Source organism: Acinetobacter baretiae (assembly GCF_015627105.1).
Taxonomy (GTDB): domain Bacteria; phylum Pseudomonadota; class Gammaproteobacteria; order Pseudomonadales; family Moraxellaceae; genus Acinetobacter; species Acinetobacter baretiae.
Genome location: NZ_VTDM01000016.1, coordinates 1 through 18674, shown reverse-complemented (window position 1 = coordinate 18674; position 18674 = coordinate 1). Strand labels below are relative to the sequence as shown.

At 38.5% G+C, this 18674-nt stretch carries 17 protein-coding genes and 1 riboswitch; of the genes, 7 read left to right on the top strand and 10 right to left on the bottom strand.

Translation table 11 applies throughout. The features are described from left to right. Positions 1–5: 5 nt before the first annotated feature. Together I2F17_RS07230 and I2F17_RS12795 are read right to left on the bottom strand one after the other, a co-directional pair. Entirely contained in the window at positions 6–842 is an 837-nt protein-coding gene (locus I2F17_RS07230) for an urea carboxylase-associated family protein (protein WP_196422565.1), read from the bottom strand. Between the two features lie 111 nt (positions 843–953). Further along, entirely contained in the window at positions 954–2480 is a 1527-nt protein-coding gene (locus I2F17_RS12795; protein ID WP_196422564.1) for an amino acid ABC transporter permease/ATP-binding protein, read from the bottom strand. Positions 2481–2943: 463 nt separating this feature from the next. On the opposite strand from I2F17_RS12795, the gene I2F17_RS07220 reads away from it, so the two are divergent. Next, on the top strand, positions 2944–3633 hold the full coding sequence (locus I2F17_RS07220; RefSeq protein WP_196422563.1) for a GntR family transcriptional regulator: 690 nt from the start codon (positions 2944–2946) through the stop codon (positions 3631–3633). 91 nt (positions 3634–3724) lie between these two features. Here I2F17_RS07220 and I2F17_RS07215 read toward each other — a convergent pair whose 3' ends face one another. Further along, entirely contained in the window at positions 3725–4660 is a 936-nt protein-coding gene (locus I2F17_RS07215; protein WP_196422562.1) for a dihydrodipicolinate synthase family protein, read from the bottom strand. A gap of 437 nt (positions 4661–5097) precedes the next feature. On the opposite strand from I2F17_RS07215, the gene I2F17_RS07210 reads away from it, so the two are divergent. Further along, the gene (locus tag I2F17_RS07210; RefSeq protein ID WP_211139450.1) at positions 5098–6669 is read left to right on the top strand and encodes an aldehyde dehydrogenase (NADP(+)); all 1572 of its coding nucleotides are present in this window, start codon (positions 5098–5100) and stop codon (positions 6667–6669) included. A gap of 64 nt (positions 6670–6733) precedes the next feature. Here the strand turns inward: I2F17_RS07210 and I2F17_RS07205 are convergent, their stop codons facing one another. From I2F17_RS07205 to I2F17_RS07185, 5 genes are read right to left on the bottom strand one after another with little or no spacing between them, the layout of a single operon-like run. Then, positions 6734–7480 carry a helix-turn-helix domain-containing protein gene (locus tag I2F17_RS07205; protein WP_196422560.1) on the bottom strand — a complete coding sequence of 249 codons (747 nt, stop codon included), beginning with the start codon at positions 7478–7480 and terminating at the stop codon, positions 6734–6736. A gap of 20 nt (positions 7481–7500) precedes the next feature. Beyond that, a complete protein-coding gene (locus I2F17_RS07200; protein WP_211139449.1) occupies positions 7501–8757 on the bottom strand; it encodes an NAD(P)/FAD-dependent oxidoreductase in 1257 nt (418 codons plus the stop codon). Continuing rightward, complete coding sequence (locus I2F17_RS07195; RefSeq protein ID WP_196422558.1) at positions 8754–8996, bottom strand: 2Fe-2S iron-sulfur cluster-binding protein; 243 nt, start codon at positions 8994–8996, stop codon at positions 8754–8756. The genes I2F17_RS07200 and I2F17_RS07195 overlap by 4 nt, the downstream gene beginning before the upstream one ends. Then, a complete protein-coding gene (locus I2F17_RS07190) occupies positions 8983–10098 on the bottom strand; it encodes an NAD(P)/FAD-dependent oxidoreductase (protein ID WP_211139487.1) in 1116 nt (371 codons plus the stop codon). The genes I2F17_RS07195 and I2F17_RS07190 overlap by 14 nt, the downstream gene beginning before the upstream one ends. Further along, the gene (locus I2F17_RS07185; protein WP_211139448.1) at positions 10095–11027 is read right to left on the bottom strand and encodes a 4-hydroxyproline epimerase; all 933 of its coding nucleotides are present in this window, start codon (positions 11025–11027) and stop codon (positions 10095–10097) included. The genes I2F17_RS07190 and I2F17_RS07185 overlap by 4 nt, the downstream gene beginning before the upstream one ends. 480 nt (positions 11028–11507) lie before the next feature. Continuing rightward, positions 11508–11641, top strand: a riboswitch (yybP-ykoY riboswitch). A 71-nt stretch (positions 11642–11712) separates the two neighbouring features. Between I2F17_RS07185 and I2F17_RS07180 the strand changes: the two genes are divergently transcribed. The 5 genes from I2F17_RS07180 (at position 11713) to recJ (ending at position 17882) form a co-directional block, all read left to right on the top strand. Then, positions 11713–12291 carry a TMEM165/GDT1 family protein gene (locus I2F17_RS07180; RefSeq protein ID WP_196422556.1) on the top strand — a complete coding sequence of 193 codons (579 nt, stop codon included), beginning with the start codon at positions 11713–11715 and terminating at the stop codon, positions 12289–12291. Positions 12292–12548: 257 nt separating this feature from the next. Continuing rightward, the gene (gene guaB / locus I2F17_RS07175; protein WP_196422555.1) at positions 12549–14015 is read left to right on the top strand and encodes an IMP dehydrogenase; all 1467 of its coding nucleotides are present in this window, start codon (positions 12549–12551) and stop codon (positions 14013–14015) included. Positions 14016–14147: 132 nt separating this feature from the next. Next, on the top strand, positions 14148–15485 hold the full coding sequence (gene glmM / locus I2F17_RS07170) for a phosphoglucosamine mutase (protein WP_211139447.1): 1338 nt from the start codon (positions 14148–14150) through the stop codon (positions 15483–15485). Positions 15486–15505: 20 nt separating this feature from the next. Further along, on the top strand, positions 15506–16165 hold the full coding sequence (gene pdxH / locus I2F17_RS07165; protein WP_211139446.1) for a pyridoxamine 5'-phosphate oxidase: 660 nt from the start codon (positions 15506–15508) through the stop codon (positions 16163–16165). A gap of 7 nt (positions 16166–16172) precedes the next feature. Next, positions 16173–17882, top strand: coding sequence for a single-stranded-DNA-specific exonuclease RecJ (recJ, locus tag I2F17_RS07160; RefSeq protein WP_211139445.1), 1710 nt, complete (start codon positions 16173–16175; stop codon positions 17880–17882). 30 nt (positions 17883–17912) lie between these two features. Here recJ and I2F17_RS07155 read toward each other — a convergent pair whose 3' ends face one another. Further along, entirely contained in the window at positions 17913–18428 is a 516-nt protein-coding gene (locus tag I2F17_RS07155; RefSeq protein WP_211139444.1) for an HAD family hydrolase, read from the bottom strand. Between the two features lie 64 nt (positions 18429–18492). Next, positions 18493–18674 (bottom strand): transposase (locus I2F17_RS12690; RefSeq protein WP_211139443.1); only part of this gene is annotated, 182 nt, incomplete at its 5' end.

Below are 18674 nucleotides of genomic sequence, written 5' to 3'. Positions count from 1 at the left end.
ATTAATTAATCTTTTAAAGTAAGGCCATGTTGGCCTGCATATGGTGAGCATTCAGGTGATGTCCAACCTTTGAGCAACTGTGGGTCTAGGTCAAAAACCTCTACCCCAAGCGGTTTACAAACAGATAGAGGGTCTTGTGCCTCTGGCCCCCACATGGGCAAAGACAGATCGCCACCAGGGCATGTAGATAGAGCACATAACACATCAATCTCTGCAAAAAATTCTAAATAGTCCCCTTGTTGAGCAGGACAGGCTTTCATGAAATATTTGCTGTCATGATTTAAGCCAGTAACCTGAAAAATATTTAAAACATCATGCACGTCAAATTCAGTCAGGCCGTGCGGTAAAACAGCTCTAGTTAAGTTGGAATGACAATGATGGTTGAAATCTTGTCCTGTTAAAATGCGGTTAATATATGGGTCACAACGTGTACCTAATAGGTCATGTATACGACCACCGTGTTCATCGATGCCATAATCTTTGAGGCTATCGTCAGTAATAGTGACCAATGGTCGCATGAAGGGGAGTGTTGACCATAAACGATCATAGATACTCACGTGCGAACCTTGTAGCTGTCTAGTGCGTGAAGCCCATAAGCGTTCTCTTGGGTCATGAGCATTCCAAATATTAAAATCACCCACTTGAGGCCCATGAGGTGCAGTAACTCTAAACACTTGTCCTGCATTTACTTTCCATGCATAACCTGAGCGAATAGGTACTTCGACTTGGCTTACACGTGTACGAGCATTGGTTGTTGTACGAATGAGATCATAAAAATCTTTATTCACATCAAACAATGAACCTTCAGATGGTTGGTAGGCTGAAGGATAATCTTTGTACATAGAGATTCCTCTTGCTACATCATGTAGCTGTCGTTGAAATGAAGTCTTGGCGCAAATCAGTGATTTGCAACATTGGCTTGCGCTGTGTGTTTCTTGCCCATGAAGTATTTTCTATGATGCGTTTGACTCTATGCCCATAAATTGCTGCAAGCGTTGATTGTCCGATGCTTTAATTTGCGCTGGAGATGCATCTACAACAATATGTCCACCTTCCATAAAAATAACTCGATCAGATACTTGCAGTGCAAAGTCCATTTCATGGGTCACAATCATCATGGTCATGCCTTCTTTGGCAAGATCTTCAATGACTTTCAATACTTCACCAACGAGCTCTGGATCTAACGCAGAAGTTGGTTCATCGAATAAAATGACCGATGGTTGCATCGCTAAAGCACGTGCGATAGCAACCCGTTGTTGTTGACCGCCTGAAAGTTGGTGTGGGTATTTATTGGCATGTTGCTTCATGCCCACTTTTTCAAGAACTTTTAACGCCGTTAATTTATGGATTAACGCATTTGATTTATTGTGATAAGACGGCGCTAAGGTGACATTTTCCAAAATTGTTTTATGAGGGAATAAGTTAAAGTTTTGAAATACCATACCCACATGAATAATATTGTTTTGATAGTTTTTACTGTCAGCTGGTGATGTGTCCGATGATAAAAAAGGTTGACCTAAAAGAGATACATGCCCTTTTGTTAAGGTTTCTAATCCATTGAGTGTACGTATAAATGTTGTTTTTCCTGATCCAGATGGGCCAATAATCGAAACCACTTGCCCCCATTTTACTTGTAAATCGATACCTTTAAGCACGTGGTGCTCACCGTATGATTTAACCACCTGATGTGCTTCTAAAGCGTATTCTCCTACATAGTCGACCGATGGTTTTTTTTGGGCTGTTGGCACTTGTGATGTGTATTGCACATGATTTAAAGGGTCATCTGCAGTAAGAAGCCCTGGTTGACGTCGTGAAAAGTCGAGCTTTTTTTCAAACCAACTTACAGCCCAACCAAATACAGTAACGATTAATACATAATAAAATGCAACAGCAACCATGGTTTCAATAACAAGGAAATTTTGCGTATATAAGCGTTGTCCGACCAGTAAAATTTCTGTTAAAGAAATAATGGAAACCAATGAGGTTAATTTTACGATCGTGACAAATTCATTGCCTAAGTTTGGCATGGCAACACGTAATGCTTGAGGAATAACAATATATTTTTGTATTCCTACATATCGTATGCCTAAAGCTTTTCCTGCTTCGATTTGACCTTTTGGAATAGAAGATAAGCCTGATCGATGTATTTCTGAAATATAGGCAGATTCACTAATGAGCATTGCAATCATGCCAGCAATAAAAGGGGAAGACAGCAGTGAACTGGTTGATGGAAACATTTGTGGTAAGTTAAATACAAATACCAATAAAACAAGCAGTGGTAAGCTTCTAAAAAACCAAATATATAAAGAAATTCCTTTGGCGATAATTGGGTTTTTTGCTTGTCTTGCAAGTGCCAAAATAAAACCAAGAATAGTGCCGAGTATCCAAACAATTAAACTTAATTCAATAACGACTAGACTGGCTTTCCAAAAAGACATATTCCACAGTTGGCTAAAGGTATAGACCCAATCGAACTGCATATTCTTCTCCTTTACTTTTTGGGTTTGGCGACCAATGTGATAAAAAAATCAGACCATTTAATGGCATTTATTTTTATTGAAGCATTTTTAATGCCAATTATGATTTTTTATAAAAAATACCGTTTTTTAGCTTTTTTGAATGGAGTGACTCAAATATATTTTCTATAAAAAAATAGTTTGCTTGTAAAAACACAATGAAGCTGTCTAAAACACCAATTTTTATCATCTATCTAAAATAAAAAAGAAATTTTTGATGACCTAAATGAGCATAGAAAAGGAATTTTGTTATGAACAAATAAACTTGTCTAATAATGGTATAATTCATTGATATGAATCATTTTTTTGATGTGATTTAGATGTATTTGAGAGGGAGTTGTCATAAATACAGGTTGAAAGATGAACCATCCCTTTAAAGGTGTATTTAATATACAATGTCTATTTACAGTTTGACCTTGGTGTTATTTTGACTTTTTCATCTTTTAGTGTTGCAGATTTGAGTACAATGCCATCGAATTCAGAGGTGGTTTTAAGATATATTCGAGAAGCGATTGTATCTGGTGTTATTGCTGAAGAAGAACCGATTCGACAAGATGAGATTGCCAAGCGATTTAACGTCAGTAAAATTCCTGTTAGAGAAGCCCTTAAACGTTTAGAGGCAGAAGGCCTTGTTGAATTTATTAAGAACAAAGGTGCAATTGTCACAAAAATTTCTGATACAGATTTGGCACAAATATTTGAAGTCAGAGTGATGCTAGAGACAAAACTAATCGCTTTAGCCATTCCGAATATGACGTTGGATACCATTGAAAAAGCAAAAGAAATTTGTCGTGCTTTTGGTCAGACCCAAGATTTGGGTCAGTGGGCTCGCTTAAACTGGCAACTTCATTCATGTTTGTATGAGCCTGCACAACGGCCGTATATGTTAGGATTAATTCGATCTATATACGATAAAATAGAACGATATTTACGTATTCAAATGAGTAATGACCAAGGTAAACGTCATGCAGATCTTGAGCATTGGAAAATTGTCGATGCGTGTAGCGAAAAAGATATTAAGCTTGCAGAGTATTTAATAGAAAAACATATAAATCATGTCTGTCACGATTTATATGTTTTATTGGGTTCTACACAGAATTCATCAACATCGCATTGAATGGGAATGGATTTATACAATTTATTTTACTGAATATAGACAAATTTAAGGCTATAAAATCCACGCATGCTTGCATGTTCGACTTGGTTTTTTAGAGTTGAGTAGACCAGTTTTTATACCATGTTTTAAATAAATTATATTGAATTTCAACATAGTTACGTTGAGAATCACTTAATATATCTGTTTCATTAAAGTGTAAACTGTATTCTAAATCACCATTTAACACCATTAAATATTTGTAGTATAAAACTAAATCTGTACCCTCATCAAAAGAAGATAATACGCGAAGGGCAGCATCTAACTCTTGTGCTAAACGGCGTGCTTGATGGTCTCCTGTGGCGGCCATTTGACTCAGTTTAACCAACTGTAAAACTTCTTTAGGCAGTGCATTGCCAATACCTGTAATGGCACCTGTAGCATTGCAATGAACAAACCCATGAAATACTTGCGTGTCTACCCCTGCCATAAGGGTAATAGATTCATCTTTGGATGTAATAAATTCAGCGGCATAACGCATATCGGCAGCACCCCCAAACTCTTTAAAACCAATGAGATTTGGAAAGGATTGACGTAATTCAAAAAACAAATCGGCACGGGTACTAAAACCATAATATGGGCTATTATAAATGACTGCAGGGAGGTGAGGTGCAGCTGCTAAAATTGCAGAAAAATGCGCTTTTTGTGCAGTTGCTGAAAGTCCTCTCGATAATACACGAGGAATAACCATTAAACCTTGTGCACCCACTCGCTGTGCATGTGTGGCATGTGAAATCGCCTCTTTGCTATTGATTGCCCCTGTACCCACAATGGTGGGAACACCAGCATCAACAAGACGTTGAACGCCTTCTTGGCGCTGTGCTTCGGTCAGTAAAGGCCAATCTCCCATTGAGCCACAGTAAACAACAGCACGCATTCCTGCATGAATAAGTTGCTGTCCTTTTTTTACCAAAGCATCAAAATCTGGCTGACGATCTTGCGTACATGGTGTCATGAGTGCAGGTATGCATCCTGTAAAAATATTTGTCATGTTTTACCTATGATATTAAATGGTGATTTCACCTCTAAAATGAAGTAAAAATTTGAGAGGGTGATTGAACGTTGTTTTATAATATCGTATACGATATACATTAATCAATGAATTATTTTTATTTTCATGGGCTTTAAATGAGCACAAAAGAAGTGCAAAAAAAATAGATTGCACCTTTTAGTGACAGTAAATTCATTGGAAAATAATTTAAAACCTAATGGATTATTTTGCTTATTTGTATTTTTCTAGTGGTTAGTTTTGAAAAAAATGAGAAATTAAAGTATTCGTGGTATTCAAAATATGGGGAGATATTTTTTACACCTATTTATTTAATAGATATTATTGTATACGATATACTAATTATTGGAATATTATGACGCTATATTGGTCAGTCGTCATGAGCATATTTCGAGTTGTTCATTAAAGAGGGTATTAAAATGCGTATAGGACATCAAAGTATTGCAGGGAAGATGAGTTGCCAAGGTGAAGCATCCTTAACGAGTAAAAATGCGATGACTCAAGAAGCATTGCCTTATACTTTTTATCAAGCAACTGAATTAGAAGTAAACCAAGCTTGTGATGCTGCCTATACAGCATTTGTAGAATATAAACAGATCTCACCTGAAAAAAGAGCAGTTTTTCTGGAAAATATAGCGGATGAGCTTGATTTACTCGGTACAGATTTTATTGATATTGTATCGCAAGAAACGGCATTGCCTGTGGCGAGAATACACGGTGAGCGGGCAAGAACTTCAGGGCAAATGCGTATTTTTGCAAAGGTATTACGTCAGGGCGATTTTTTAGGTGCTCGAATTGATACAGCAATTCCAGACAGAACGCCACTTCCTCGGCCGGATCTACGTCAAATGCGTATGGGGATAGGTCCTGTTGGTGTGTTTGGCGCAAGTAATTTTCCTTTGGCCTTTTCGACGGCAGGTGGGGATACAGCATCTGCATTGGCATCAGGTTGTAGTGTGGTTGTCAAAGCACACAGCGGTCATATGTTAACTGCACATTTTGTGGCAGAGGCCATAAATAAAGCAGTTGAAAAAAGTCATATGCCTAAAGGTGTGTTTAACATGGTGTATGGCAATGGTGTGGGTGAATTTATCGTTAAACATCCTAAAATAAAAGCCATTGGTTTTACAGGGTCTTTAAAAGGAGGGCGAGCCATATATGATATGGCTGCAGCTCGACCACAACCCATACCTGTATTTGCAGAAATGAGCAGTATTAATCCGATGATTTTGCTTCCTGAGGCACTAAATAATCGAGCAAAACAGATCGCACAGCAGTTGGCTGATTCAGTGGCGATGGGCTGTGGGCAATTTTGTACAAGTCCGGGTCTTGTGTTGGGTATTCGTTCACCACAATTTAGTACATTTATTGATACGCTCAAAATCATGATGCAAGAACAACCCACCCAATATATGTTAAATAAAAGTACACTCAACAACTATCGATCAGGTGTAGAGCATTTATGTTCACATCATGGGGTAGAACATTTGGCGGGGAAAAAACAAGACAATGAACAAGCTTCATCACAACTTTTTAAAGCCGATGTTGAGTTATTGTTTAAAGGCGATCCATTGCTCCAAGAAGAAATATTTGGTCCAACAACAATTGTGATTGAAGTAGATCATCAAGAACAATTGTATAAAGCACTGCATTGTATGCAAGGACAATTAACGGCAACATTGATTGCCGATGAGCAAGATCTGCTTGAATTTGCCAGTATTGTTCCAATACTTGAAGAAAAAGCAGGTCGTTTATTAATGAATGGCTATCCAACAGGGGTTGAAGTGTGTGATGCCATGGTTCATGGTGGCCCTTATCCTGCAACTTCAGATGCACGCGGTACATCTGTAGGGACGCTTGCGATTGATCGTTATTTAAGACCTGTTTGTTATCAAAACTACCCTCAGGCTTTGTTACCTGATGCATTAAAAGACAGTAATCCTTTAAAGATTAATCGCTTAATTAATGGTCGGCAAGAACCGTCTGTATAAAACAGTGGTGAAAAATAAAAGGACAGATACAGCGCCTTTTATTTTTCAATCTTTTGTGTTGAAATTATTTGATGAGCTGTCTGTACTGTGTTGGTGACATGCCGGTATGTATTTTAAAGTGTCTGCAAAAAGCACTGTGGTCGGTATAGCCACACTTTAAACTTATTTCAATGATGGGAATATTTTCTTTTAATAGTTCTAATGCCTGTTGTAAGCGATATTTACTAATCATTTGTCTTGGGGTGAGTTGGTAGATTCTTTTGCAATAACGTTCGAGCTGTGCAATTGACGTTTGGGTGATTTTTGTTAAATCAGACATTAAAATGGGCTGTGAGATATTTTGTTTAATATAGTTTTCGACATCAAGCACTTTATGAAAAGCACGATGTGTGTGCTCTGTTGAATGAAGATCTTTAGATATACCCGCAATACCTACCATATTTCCTAAAGGGTCAAACAAGGGTTCTTTATGGGTCAAGCACCAACCCGATTCATAATGATGATACAAATGTAGTTCTAAATGGTTGGTCAGTTTTGATTTTTTTCTTAAAATTTCATGGTCTTGTTGTGTGTATGCATCACCTGATATGCCCTCAAAAATTTGTGCAGATGTTTTATTGAGTAGGTCATGTTTGTTGGACAAGCCACATCTTTTGACCAAGGTTTGATTCACAAATACATATTCAGCTTTGGTGTTTTTAATAAAAAAAACCACATCAGATAAAACATCTAAAAGTGGTTCAATAGCATGTAAATCTTGAATAAAATTTTCTAAATTTGAACTGAGTTTGGGTAAGAGGGATAATGACATGGTATGGATCTCATTCTGATTTACTTGCTTTGCTGAGTGAGCATTTCAATCAGTGATTTGGTGCGTATAGGTGATAATGGGACTTTAGTTTTGACAGTATCCCAACCAAATAAACACGTTGCACTCGCAGCACATATTCTTCCTTGGCAAGCACCCATGCCACAACGGGTTTGTAACTTAGTGTCATACCAATCTTTATGTTGTATGACTTGCGCGAGTGTAACATCTTCACACCGACAAAAAATGGTCTCAGATGTTGCCAAGCGTTTTACTTCAGCACGTAATGTAAATGTTGTTTTGAGAAGGTGGGAAAATTTTTGATCATGTGCTCTTTGGGCAAACAGTTGTTGTGCACGTTGGGTATCGCCTATTGCAGCATAGCCTGCAATTTGACCTTCAACGATTGATAACTCACTTCCACCAAAACCTGTACATTCACCTGCAGCAAAAATATCTTCTAAAGATGTTTGTTGCATTTCATCGACATGTACAACGGTTTCTTTAATGTTCGCTCCCAACAGTGAAGCGACTTGAGTGTTGGCAATGATGCCATAGCCACATGCGAGATAGTCACAATCGATAGTTTTTATGCCTTTTGGTGTGTGTATGGTCACAGATTGTATGGCGTGATTTCCTTGTGCTTCTATCACAAAGCTATCGGTATGATAGGAGATAATAGGCATAAAAATGGCCTGTAATATTTTTTTTGGCCAGCGCCATAATTGAAAAGCAAAATTTTTAATCTGTTTATATGGAGTTTGCTCAGCAATAAAAATAACGTGAGCACCTGCTTTTTTAGCTGTTTGAGCACTTGCTAGTAGTAATGGCCCTGTACCAGAAATGACAATTTTTTTATTTTTTACATCGAGCCCAGCTTTAATCAATGCTTGTAATGCACCTGCACCAGTTACACCGGGTAAAGTCCAACCGGGAAAGGGTAAAAAGAGTTCTCTGCCACCTGTGCATATAATAATTTTGTCATAGTGTATTTGTAGGCTTTGTCCTGCGTGTTCCACGAGTAAAATTTTGGGCTGTATTACTGCAATCACTTTTACAGATTGAATCAAATCTACATGAGGTAAGTCAGCGACAATGGCTTGCGTTTTTTGTGCGATGAGAGGTAATTTGGCACGAGGGCCGTTACGCCATATTTGACCGCCAGCGAAAATATTGTCATCAAATATTGCAATAGATTGTGCAGATTGAGCAGCTGAAATGGCTGCGTTTAATCCTGCAGGTCCTGCACCAATAATTATAATATGGTAATGTGTTTTCATGATTCAACCGTGATGTGCATGTTGGCTTCGCATAACGTTTGGCAGGCAAGTTGTCTCACACCATTAATGACTACTCGACATTCATGGCACACCCCCATACCACAAAAGGGTGAACGTGGTTCAGCAGAAACAGAGTGCCGACATATGCCATGTGTGGTATTTAATAAAGCTGCGGCAACGCTTGTACCGTACTCCACAACAGTTAAATGATCATTGATATACAATCTAACATGAGCCATGATGATCACCTATAAAGCGTTCTGCAGAAAAAGAATCGATAGCGATGTTTAAAGGTAAATCACATAGCATAGAGGCAATAATTTGGGCTGTTCCTGTGGCTGTGGTTACACCTAACCCTTCGTGACCAATTGCTAAATAAATGGACTGATAGTGTGGATGTTTACCAATAATAGGCAGTCCATCAGGGGTTGCTGCACGTAAACCCGTCCATGTTCTTAATATATTTAAGTCAGCCAATAATGGAAGATAATCCACCGCAGTGTTTAAAACTTTGAGCATGACTTCAGGTTCGATGTTGGAATCTGTATTATCGAATTGACGAGATGATCCAATAAATAATTGCCCTGTCGGTCTAGGTTGAATATTGCAAGCCACAGAAACACCACTTGAAGCATGGGTATTTGCTGCATATGCCAAAGCGACTAAAGTGTGATTAATGTGAATGTCGGGGTAGCGATCTGTAATCGCCAAGTGGCCTTTTTTAGCCACAATAGGAAATTCGGTAAAAAAATCTGTGGCATGAATACCATTGGCAACAATGATATGTTGCGTATGTAAAATACAACCATCATCAAGAATGATAGAATGTTCTTTAATTTCAGCCACTTTAGCATGAGTCACTTGGATAAGGTGAGGGTATTGCTGAATAAACCACTGTGCAGCAGCAGGCGCATATACTAGTCCATCATCTAATACTTTAAGCCCACCTAATAAGCCCTTTTTTAAATGTGGTTCTAATTGATAGAGCGCTTTTTGATTGACTAATTGACAACGAACCCCTGCTTTAATGAGGCGCTCGTATTTTTCACTGGCAATCTTTAATTCATCTTCTGAACTTGCAAGCCATAAAGTAGGCGTATGTTTAAAAGCACATGATGTGGTGAGGTCTTGAGCGAGTGAATGCCATAATCGTACAGACCACGCAGTTAATTCTAGCTCAGGCTGTAAATCATCAATAATCACTAAGTGCCCCATACCTGCAGAGGTTGCACCTCCTATTTTGGCATCAATAATGTGTACACTACGGCCATTTTTTGCCAATTCATATGCACAAGCCGCCCCAATAATCCCTGCACCGACAATAATTACATCAGGATTCATGGTTGAATCCCCCATGCAAAAGGGTCCCGTTCATCAATAATGAGGGTTGTTTCTGCACTGATATGTGCAGTACCTGTAATGGTCGGAATCAGATGGTCATCGATTGTTTCAAAACTTGCTTTAAATTGACTGCCAATAATACTGGCTTGTGTCCATATTTGATGGGGGAGTAATTTTTTATCTGCAGCCAAACAAGCAATTTTTGCGCTTGTTCCTGTACCACAGGGTGATCTGTCATAGGCTTGGCCGGGGCATAAAACAAAGTTTTTGCTGTCTGCATGTGGGTCATCTGAAAATAATTCAATATGATCAATCTCTTGCCCATCTGCACCTGTAATATTGGCCTTTTTTAAGGCACTTTTGATCGTAGATGTATACTTTGTCAGTTGTGAAATATTTTTAATACTGAGATCTTGGCCGTGTTCGGAGATTAAAAAAAACCAATTACCTCCCCACGCAATATCACCTTTGATCACACCAAGATCAGGTACAGTGAAAACAACATCTTTTTTATAGCGATATGAAATCACATTGCGAATACTAATACTCATATCTGCATGTAAGGTGGCTTGTATATCACCTACAACTGTTTCAATAATATGTGTACCCACAGAAATTTTGTTTAAATATGCAAGAGATGCAATTAATCCAATCGTGCCGTGGCCACACATATTTAAATAACCGCAATTATTGAAAAAAATAACGCCCGCACTGGCATGTGGGTTAACAGGTTCACATAAAAGTGCACCCACCAGTACATCATTCCCCCTCGGCTCTAACATGACTGACGTTCTAAAATGGTCATATTTTTCTGCCAAAATGGCTTTTCGACTGGCCATATTGCCATGGCCTAAAAAAGGAAAGCCGTTTAAAACTAATCGAGTTGGTTCACCACCTGTATGCGAATCAATAATATTTATTTTTTGCATGAACTAAACTGTCTGAGTGAATACTGTTTTAAGAATGCACTGAAGGTGTCGATTATTCTTGATTAAAATCCTACGTCTTTATGACGAAATGAGCATAGATAGATCGTATCTTTAATTCTTAAATCTCATGTAGTTTCAATGACTATGAAAGGACATAACATGCACAGAAAAATGGAAGATATTGTTTTAAGTATTGATGATAAAAATCAGCATATTTTAAATATTTGTTGAATAGTGGAGGCATGCGTGGTTTTGAAAAAATATACGGTTCGAGATTTTTTTAACAACAATAATATTGGTAAAAGTATTTTGAATATTATGTTTTAGATCGATCAATCAGAATATTCCATGAATTTTACTCATGAAGCATAGATACAAAGTATAGGCATGTTTTACAGAAATACACATAAATTGTTTCATTTTTTTAAACCCAACTGTTTTAGTAGGGATTGAAAAATATAAAAACTCTTATATAATGGCGCTAACTTCATTGGGGAGTAGCCGCTATTTACATCTCGTAAATAGATGATGGTCAACATACTTGTTCTATATATTCTGAACATGGCCATTGTAGCAAAGAACCAGTTTTTCTTTTGTTGGCAAGACCTTTGATTTACTTTCTCTGCACCTTGGCTAGCAGGAGAGGTAAGTCATAGGTATTTGTGCTGGCCAAGGAAAACATGTCATGTATGCTTTTCTCATCTCTGTCTCTATCGTTGCCCTTGCCGAAATGGGAGACAAAACACAGCTTCTTGCCCTTTTACTTGCCGCACGTTTTCGTAAACCCGTGCCAATTTTATTGGCAATTGTACTTTCGACCACCATTAACCACGGTATTTCAGCTGTTTTAGGCCAATGGCTAACCACAGTGGTGAGTCCAACCACCATGGTTTGGATTTTAGCCTTAGGTTTTGTTGGAATGGCTGTTTGGATGCTGATCCCAGATAAATTAGACGGCGATGAAGCCGAAAGTATTTATAAATGGCAACGCTTTGGTGTATTTGGTGCAACCTTTATTTTATTCTTTCTTGCAGAAATTGGCGATAAAACACAAATTGCAACAGTTGCATTGTCGGCACGTTTCGATAGTATTTTAACCGTGTTGGTCGGTACTACGGTCGGCATGATGATTGCAAATGCCCCTGCAGTATTTTTAGGCAATAAATTAGCAGGTAAGCTACCGATTGCATTAATTCATAAAATAGGTGCATGTATCTTTTTAATTGTGGGTATTAGTGCAGTTGTACAACATTATATGTCTTAATTTGACACAGAGACTTTGGCTTTTTTATACAAAATAAGCTTTAAAAAATAATCATTCATGACGTTTTTTATCCAAAATAATCGTGCAGAGGCTTATATTCGTGTTGAACAATATAAGCCTCTATTTTGATTTTACATGCCTAAAAATAAGGATCTGTCATCGTAAAACATCAGATTTTTGAAAAAAAATACAGAATAAATGAAATTTGAAAAAAAATTTGTTTATAATAGCTCACGGAATTAACCAGTGAGACTGTTATGCTGACAATCATTCAAGAAGCCCTGACCTTCGATGATGTCTTATTAGTGCCTGCCTATTCTACTGTCCTACCTAAAGATGTTTCTCTTAAATCGCGTTTAACACGTGATATCCATCTCAATGTGCCTTTAGTGTCTGCTGCTATGGATACGGTGACTGAAGCACGTATGGCAATTGCGATGGCGCAAAATGGCGGTATTGGTATTATTCATAAAAATATGGATATTGCAGCGCAAGCTGCCGAAGTACGCCGCGTCAAAAAATTTGAAGCGGGTATGGTCAAAGATCCAATTACAGTGACTCCAGAAACAACAGTGCGTGAGCTCAATGCCATTACACATGCCAATAATATTAGTGGTGTGCCTGTTGTAAAAGATGGCCAAGTCGTAGGAATTGTGACAGGGCGTGACACACGTTTTGAAACGAATCTTGAACAACCTGTAAGCCATATTATGACGACACAAGAACGCCTTGTTACAGTGCGTGAAGGTGAGTCTAAAGAAAATATTCAAGCGTTATTACAAAAACATCGTATTGAAAAAGTACTTGTTGTCGATGAGAAAAATACACTCAAAGGCTTAATTACAGTTACAGATTTTCGCAAAGCTGAATTATATCCAAACAGTTCAAAAGATCATTTAGGCCGTTTACGTGTCGGTGCTGCTGTAGGCACAGGTGCAGAAACACCATCACGCGTTGAAGCATTGGTTGAAGCTGGTGTAGATGTGATTGTGGTAGATACTGCACATGGACACTCAGCAGGTGTAATCGACCGTGTAAACTGGGTGAAAAAGAACTTTCCACAGGTGCAAGTGATTGGCGGTAATATTGCAACAGGTGATGCAGCCTTAGCATTATTAGATGCAGGTGCAGATGCTGTAAAAGTAGGGATTGGCCCAGGTTCAATCTGTACAACGCGTATTGTTGCAGGGATTGGCGTACCACAAATGTCTGCCATTGATAGCGTGGCAAATGCATTAAAAGAACAAATTCCTTTAATTGCAGATGGCGGTATTCGCTTTTCAGGCGATATGTCCAAAGCAATTGGTGCTGGTGCAAGCACCATCATGGTGGGTTCTTTGCTTGCAGGGACTGAAGAAGCGCCGGGCGAAGTTGAGTTCTTCCAAGGTCGTTACTACAAAGCATACCGTGGTATGGGGTCTTTAGGTGCAATGGCAGGATCAACAGGTTCTGCTGACCGCTACTTCCAAGATGCAAAGGCAGGTGCTGAAAAGCTTGTGCCTGAAGGCATTGAAGGGCGTGTACCTTACAAAGGGCCTATGGGGGTTATTCTCCATCAAATGATGGGTGGTTTACGTTCATCTATGGGCTACACAGGTTCAAACAGCATAGATGCTTTACGCCATAATGCAAAATTTGTAAAAATTACTGCAGCAGGAATGAAAGAATCACATGTACATGATGTGACCATTACCAAAGAAGCACCCAACTATCACATTGGTTAACGGGATGTTGAAAAATAAAAAGACCGTCAAAACATGACGGTCTTTTTACTTTTGGTGTAAAGTATAAAAATGGAAAAACAAATAAAACAGGCGAATAACTGATGGCCTGTTCAATGAGTGAATGAGAGACGCATGAGTTATTTTGGTACAGACGGTATTCGTGGAAAATTTGGTCAGCTACCCATTACGCCTGAGTTTGCGTTAAAACTTGGCTTTGCTGCGGGCAAGGTGTTAAAAAAACAAAATGTTGACCGTAAACCGGTGGTTGTATTAGGGAAAGATACTCGGCTCTCTGGTTATATTTTAGAGGCTGCTTTGCAAGCAGGACTCAATGCCGCTGGCGTATATGTACATTTATTGGGGCCATTACCTACACCTGCGATTGCTCATTTAACACGAGCTTTACATGCAGATGCAGGAATTGTTATTTCTGCATCGCATAATCCGTATTTTGACAATGGTATTAAGTTTTTTTCATCTGAAGGAAAAAAACTCCCTGAATCATTGCAAAATGAAATTAATGAAGAATTACAACATGATATTGTCATTGAAGATGCAGCTGGACTGGGTAAAAGTGTTCGTGTAAAAGATGCCAATGGGCGTTATATTGAATTTTGTAAATCAAGTTTTCCATATCACTACAATTTGCGTAATGTCACGATTGTGGTGGATTGTGCTCATGGCGCAGCGTACAACGTAGGGCCTGCGGTATTTCGTGAATTGGGTGCTAAAGTTATTGCGATACATAATGAGCCCAATGGACAAAATATTAATGAAAATTGTGGGTCAACACACCCAAGTCTCTTACAACAAGCAGTTGTTGAACATGGGGCAGATCTTGGTATTGCCTTTGATGGTGACGCAGACCGTGTTGTGTTGGTTGACCAATTTGGTCGATTACTCGATGGCGACCACATTTTATATATTTTGGCGACCAAAGCGAAGAAAAAGCCTGTAGGTATTGTGGGTACAGTCATGAGTAACATGGCTTTAGAGCTTGCATTAAAAGAGGTTGAAGTTCCATTTTTAAGAGCCCAAGTGGGTGATCGTCATGTATTACAAAAATTGGTAGATCAACAATGGGCGATAGGTGGTGAGCCATCAGGACACATTTTAACCTTAGATAAAAGTACAACAGGTGATGCAATTATTGCTGCATTACAAGTACTTACCGTGATGGTTTATCAAAATAAAGCCTTACACGAATTGGTTGAAGGGTTTGAACTGTTTCCTCAAATATTGATTAATTTACGTTTAGAAAAAATGATTGACCCGTTTGCAATACCTGCATTAGTGACATTGTTTGAAGATGCTGAAACACAGTTGAAAGGGCGTGGGCGACTGCTTATTCGTAAATCGGGAACAGAACCTATGATTCGTGTGATGGTAGAGGGTGACCAAGCCGATGAAGTTCAAGCATTGGCACATCGTTTAGCAGATGCAATTAAAAAACACGCCAATCAAGCTTAAAACCATAAGGATGGATCGTCATGAGTGATCGTATTAAAGACTTAAGTGAATTAAGACTCAGTTATGAAAAAGGTGAATTGCTTGAGTCACAGGTATCGAAAAATCCACACGAGCAGTTTTTACAGTGGTTTAATCATGCGTTAACCATCAATATGGATGAACCATATGCGATGTATTTGGCCACGGTGGATCTAACTGGACAGCCTCATGTTCGTACCGTTTTACTCAGAGGTGCAACAGAGCAAGGGTATGATTTTTATACCAATTATGAAAGTCAAAAAGGTCAAGATCTTGCGCATAATGCACGTGCAGAAATCTTATTTTATTGGCCTCATCTTGAGCGTCAAATTCGTATTTCTGGTCAAGTGTTGAAAATGACTGAACAAGAATCGACAGCGTATTATCATAAACGTCCTAGAGATAGCCAAATTGCAGCACACGTAAGTACACCACAAAGTGGAATGATTGAAAGTCGATCAGCACTACAACAGCATTTTGATGATTTTTCAGCATCTATAGATACACAGCCTGTATTAGATAAGCCTAAATTTTGGGGAGGGTATCGTTTACAAGCAACTGCGTATGAATTTTGGCAAGGTCGACCGAATCGCTTACATGATCGTTTGCAATATACTCAACAAGACCATACGACGTGGCAATTACAGCGTTTGATGCCTTAACTTAAACATGTCATTGATTCATATAAAAACTCGACCATTTTATACACACCCTGAAAACTTTCAGGGTGTTACTCCATTGATGGCGAATATTTTAGCTCGTCGTCAGATAAATACAGCTCATGAGCTCGAACTCAAACTTAAACATTTACTGGCACCATCACTCAAAAATTTACATCAAGCTGTGCAATATATTGATCAGGCTATCGATCAAAAACAAAGCATAGTCATTGTGGGTGATTATGATGCCGATGGTGCAACCAGTACGGCTTTAATGGTTTTAGTTTTAAGATCTTTAGGTGCAAATGTTCATTATTTAGTACCAGATCGATTTAAGTATGGTTATGGTTTAACTGAAAAAATTGTCGATTTAGCACAGCAAACATACAGTCCTGATGTATTGATTACTGTAGATAATGGGATTTCTAGCCATGCAGGTGTGAATCAAGCCAAACAGTATGGTATGACGGTCATTATTACAGACCATCATTTAACCACCAAGCCTGCACCATTGGCCGATGCTGTGGTTAATCCGAATCAATTGGGTTGTACATTTGCCAGTAAAGCATTGGCAGGCGTGGGCGTTGCATTTTACGTATTGGCCGCATTGGTTACAGAGCGTAAAAAATATAATAAAAGCACCACAAATATGGTGCAGTATTTAGACTTAGTTGCACTAGGTACATATGCCGATGTGGCCGTACTTGACCACAATAATCGTATTTTGATTGATGTCGGTTTAAGGAAAATTCAACAAAGCCATTGTCGGGCAGGTATTTTAGCTTTACTTCATGTGGCAGGGCGTGATGCGGCGTGTATTGATGCTAGCGATTTAGGTTTTGCGCTTGGCCCTCGTTTAAATGCAGCAGGACGTATGCAAAGTATGCATATTGGCGTGGAATGTTTATTAGCAGAAAGCTTTGAACAGGCATATCCGTTGGCACAACAGCTACAGCAACTCAATCAAGAACGTAGAACGGTTGAATCTGAAATTAAACAAGATGCATTGCAGACCTTACAAGACATTCAATTCGATCAAACAGATTTACCTTTAGCATTGGTTTTATTTGAACCTCATTGGCATCAGGGTGTCATAGGAATTGTTGCAGGTCGTCTTAAAGAACAATTTTATCGTCCGAGCATTGTTTTTGCATTAGATGAAGATGGTGTACATATTAAAGGTTCAGCGCGCTCTGTAGAAGGCATACATATTCGTGATGTGATTGAACGAGTGGCTGAAAAATACCCTGATTTAGTTCGTTTTTTTGGTGGTCATGCAGCAGCTGCAGGATTAACCATTGAACGTGCCAATTTTGAGCGATTTAAAAAGGCATTCAATGCTGAAATTTCTACCCTTGACTCACAACTCTTCCAAGCTGTTTTGTGGACAGATGGTGAGCTTGATGCTACAGACTTTACATTAGATGCTGTTAAACACATTGAATACTATGGCCCATGGGGGCAAAAATTCCCTTTGCCTGTATTTGAGGGGGTATTTCACGTTCAGCATGCTCGTTGGTTAAAAGAAAAACATCTAAAACTCAATTTAATGCTTGAATCAGGGCAATACATTGATGCAATTGCGTTTAATGCCAAAGATCATTTTGAATTTAATGCACAAAAAACACAAGTGAAACTGGTCTACACGTTAAGTAAGAATGAATTTCAAGGAAAGTTAAGCGTACAACTTAAAGTGATATATTTAACGTCTGATTTTTGATACAGCCTAAACAACGTCAAAACAATAAGTTTAAGACCATTGAAGCATAGTGATTTTGAATTCAGTGGGTAAAAGATGATGTGGTGTTTTGCTATTGATTAAATAAGCGTGTTGACCGTGTTTTAAAAGAGGGTAGTCTGCTTCTAAGTCATCGCTATACGATGCATACCACGGTTGTTGAACCCCCATGAGGTGGAGTCGTTGTACTTTTTCAATGTGTCGACAATGTGCATAACCGACCCATCCACCCCATATTTTTTTAATGGGTGTACCAATAACACATATATTAAGTCCGATAGAGCGAATTAATGTTTGAGCTAAGATTTCGGGAGCAGCAGTTGCAATAATGACCGTTTTACCATCTTGAATATGCTGTTTTAATACCACCAAAGCATCATCAAACCAGTGTATGTCTTCAAGCTGCTTATGCTTTATGGCTTGTGAAAAGTGTTCAATTTTATGCTGTAACTGAGTTTTACTTAAACCATAAGTTGCAATCCATACAAATAAAGAAGAACCAATAACTTTATATGTTTTTGTTTTCATCAGTAACATGGCAAAAGGAAAAATTAGTATTGCAACACTCCATCGAAATATATAGTCAAACAATCTAATTACTCATACAGAAATGAAAAAACATCTGAAAGAGTCGATCAATACAATCCTCTTGCCATTCTTTTCTCTTTTTCTTAATCCATGCCCAAGTCTTTTCAATAAAATTCAAATCAGGGCTATAAGGCGGTAACCATAAAATCTGATGCCCATAGTGTTCCAATAACTCCTGTATATCCG

Bases quoted from the DNA above. Each gene is read 5' to 3' on its own strand.
- I2F17_RS07205 (WP_196422560.1), bottom strand. From the start codon at position 7,480: ATGTCATTATCCCTCTTACCCAAACTCAGTTCAAATTTAGAAAATTTT.
- guaB (WP_196422555.1), top strand. From the start codon at position 12,549: ATGCTGACAATCATTCAAGAAGCCCTGACCTTCGATGATGTCTTATTA.
- I2F17_RS12795 (WP_196422564.1), bottom strand. From the start codon at position 2,480: ATGCAGTTCGATTGGGTCTATACCTTTAGCCAACTGTGGAATATGTCT.
- I2F17_RS07210 (WP_211139450.1), top strand. From the start codon at position 5,098: ATGCGTATAGGACATCAAAGTATTGCAGGGAAGATGAGTTGCCAAGGT.
- pdxH (WP_211139446.1), top strand. From the start codon at position 15,506: ATGAGTGATCGTATTAAAGACTTAAGTGAATTAAGACTCAGTTATGAA.
- I2F17_RS07185 (WP_211139448.1), bottom strand. From the start codon at position 11,027: ATGCAAAAAATAAATATTATTGATTCGCATACAGGTGGTGAACCAACT.
- I2F17_RS07200 (WP_211139449.1), bottom strand. From the start codon at position 8,757: ATGAAAACACATTACCATATTATAATTATTGGTGCAGGACCTGCAGGA.
- I2F17_RS07155 (WP_211139444.1), bottom strand. From the start codon at position 18,428: ATGAAAACAAAAACATATAAAGTTATTGGTTCTTCTTTATTTGTATGG.
- I2F17_RS07180 (WP_196422556.1), top strand. From the start codon at position 11,713: ATGTATGCTTTTCTCATCTCTGTCTCTATCGTTGCCCTTGCCGAAATG.
- I2F17_RS07230 (WP_196422565.1), bottom strand. From the start codon at position 842: ATGTACAAAGATTATCCTTCAGCCTACCAACCATCTGAAGGTTCATTG.
- glmM (WP_211139447.1), top strand. From the start codon at position 14,148: ATGAGTTATTTTGGTACAGACGGTATTCGTGGAAAATTTGGTCAGCTA.
- recJ (WP_211139445.1), top strand. From the start codon at position 16,173: ATGTCATTGATTCATATAAAAACTCGACCATTTTATACACACCCTGAA.
- I2F17_RS07190 (WP_211139487.1), bottom strand. From the start codon at position 10,098: ATGAATCCTGATGTAATTATTGTCGGTGCAGGGATTATTGGGGCGGCT.
- I2F17_RS07195 (WP_196422558.1), bottom strand. From the start codon at position 8,996: ATGGCTCATGTTAGATTGTATATCAATGATCATTTAACTGTTGTGGAG.
- I2F17_RS07215 (WP_196422562.1), bottom strand. From the start codon at position 4,660: ATGACAAATATTTTTACAGGATGCATACCTGCACTCATGACACCATGT.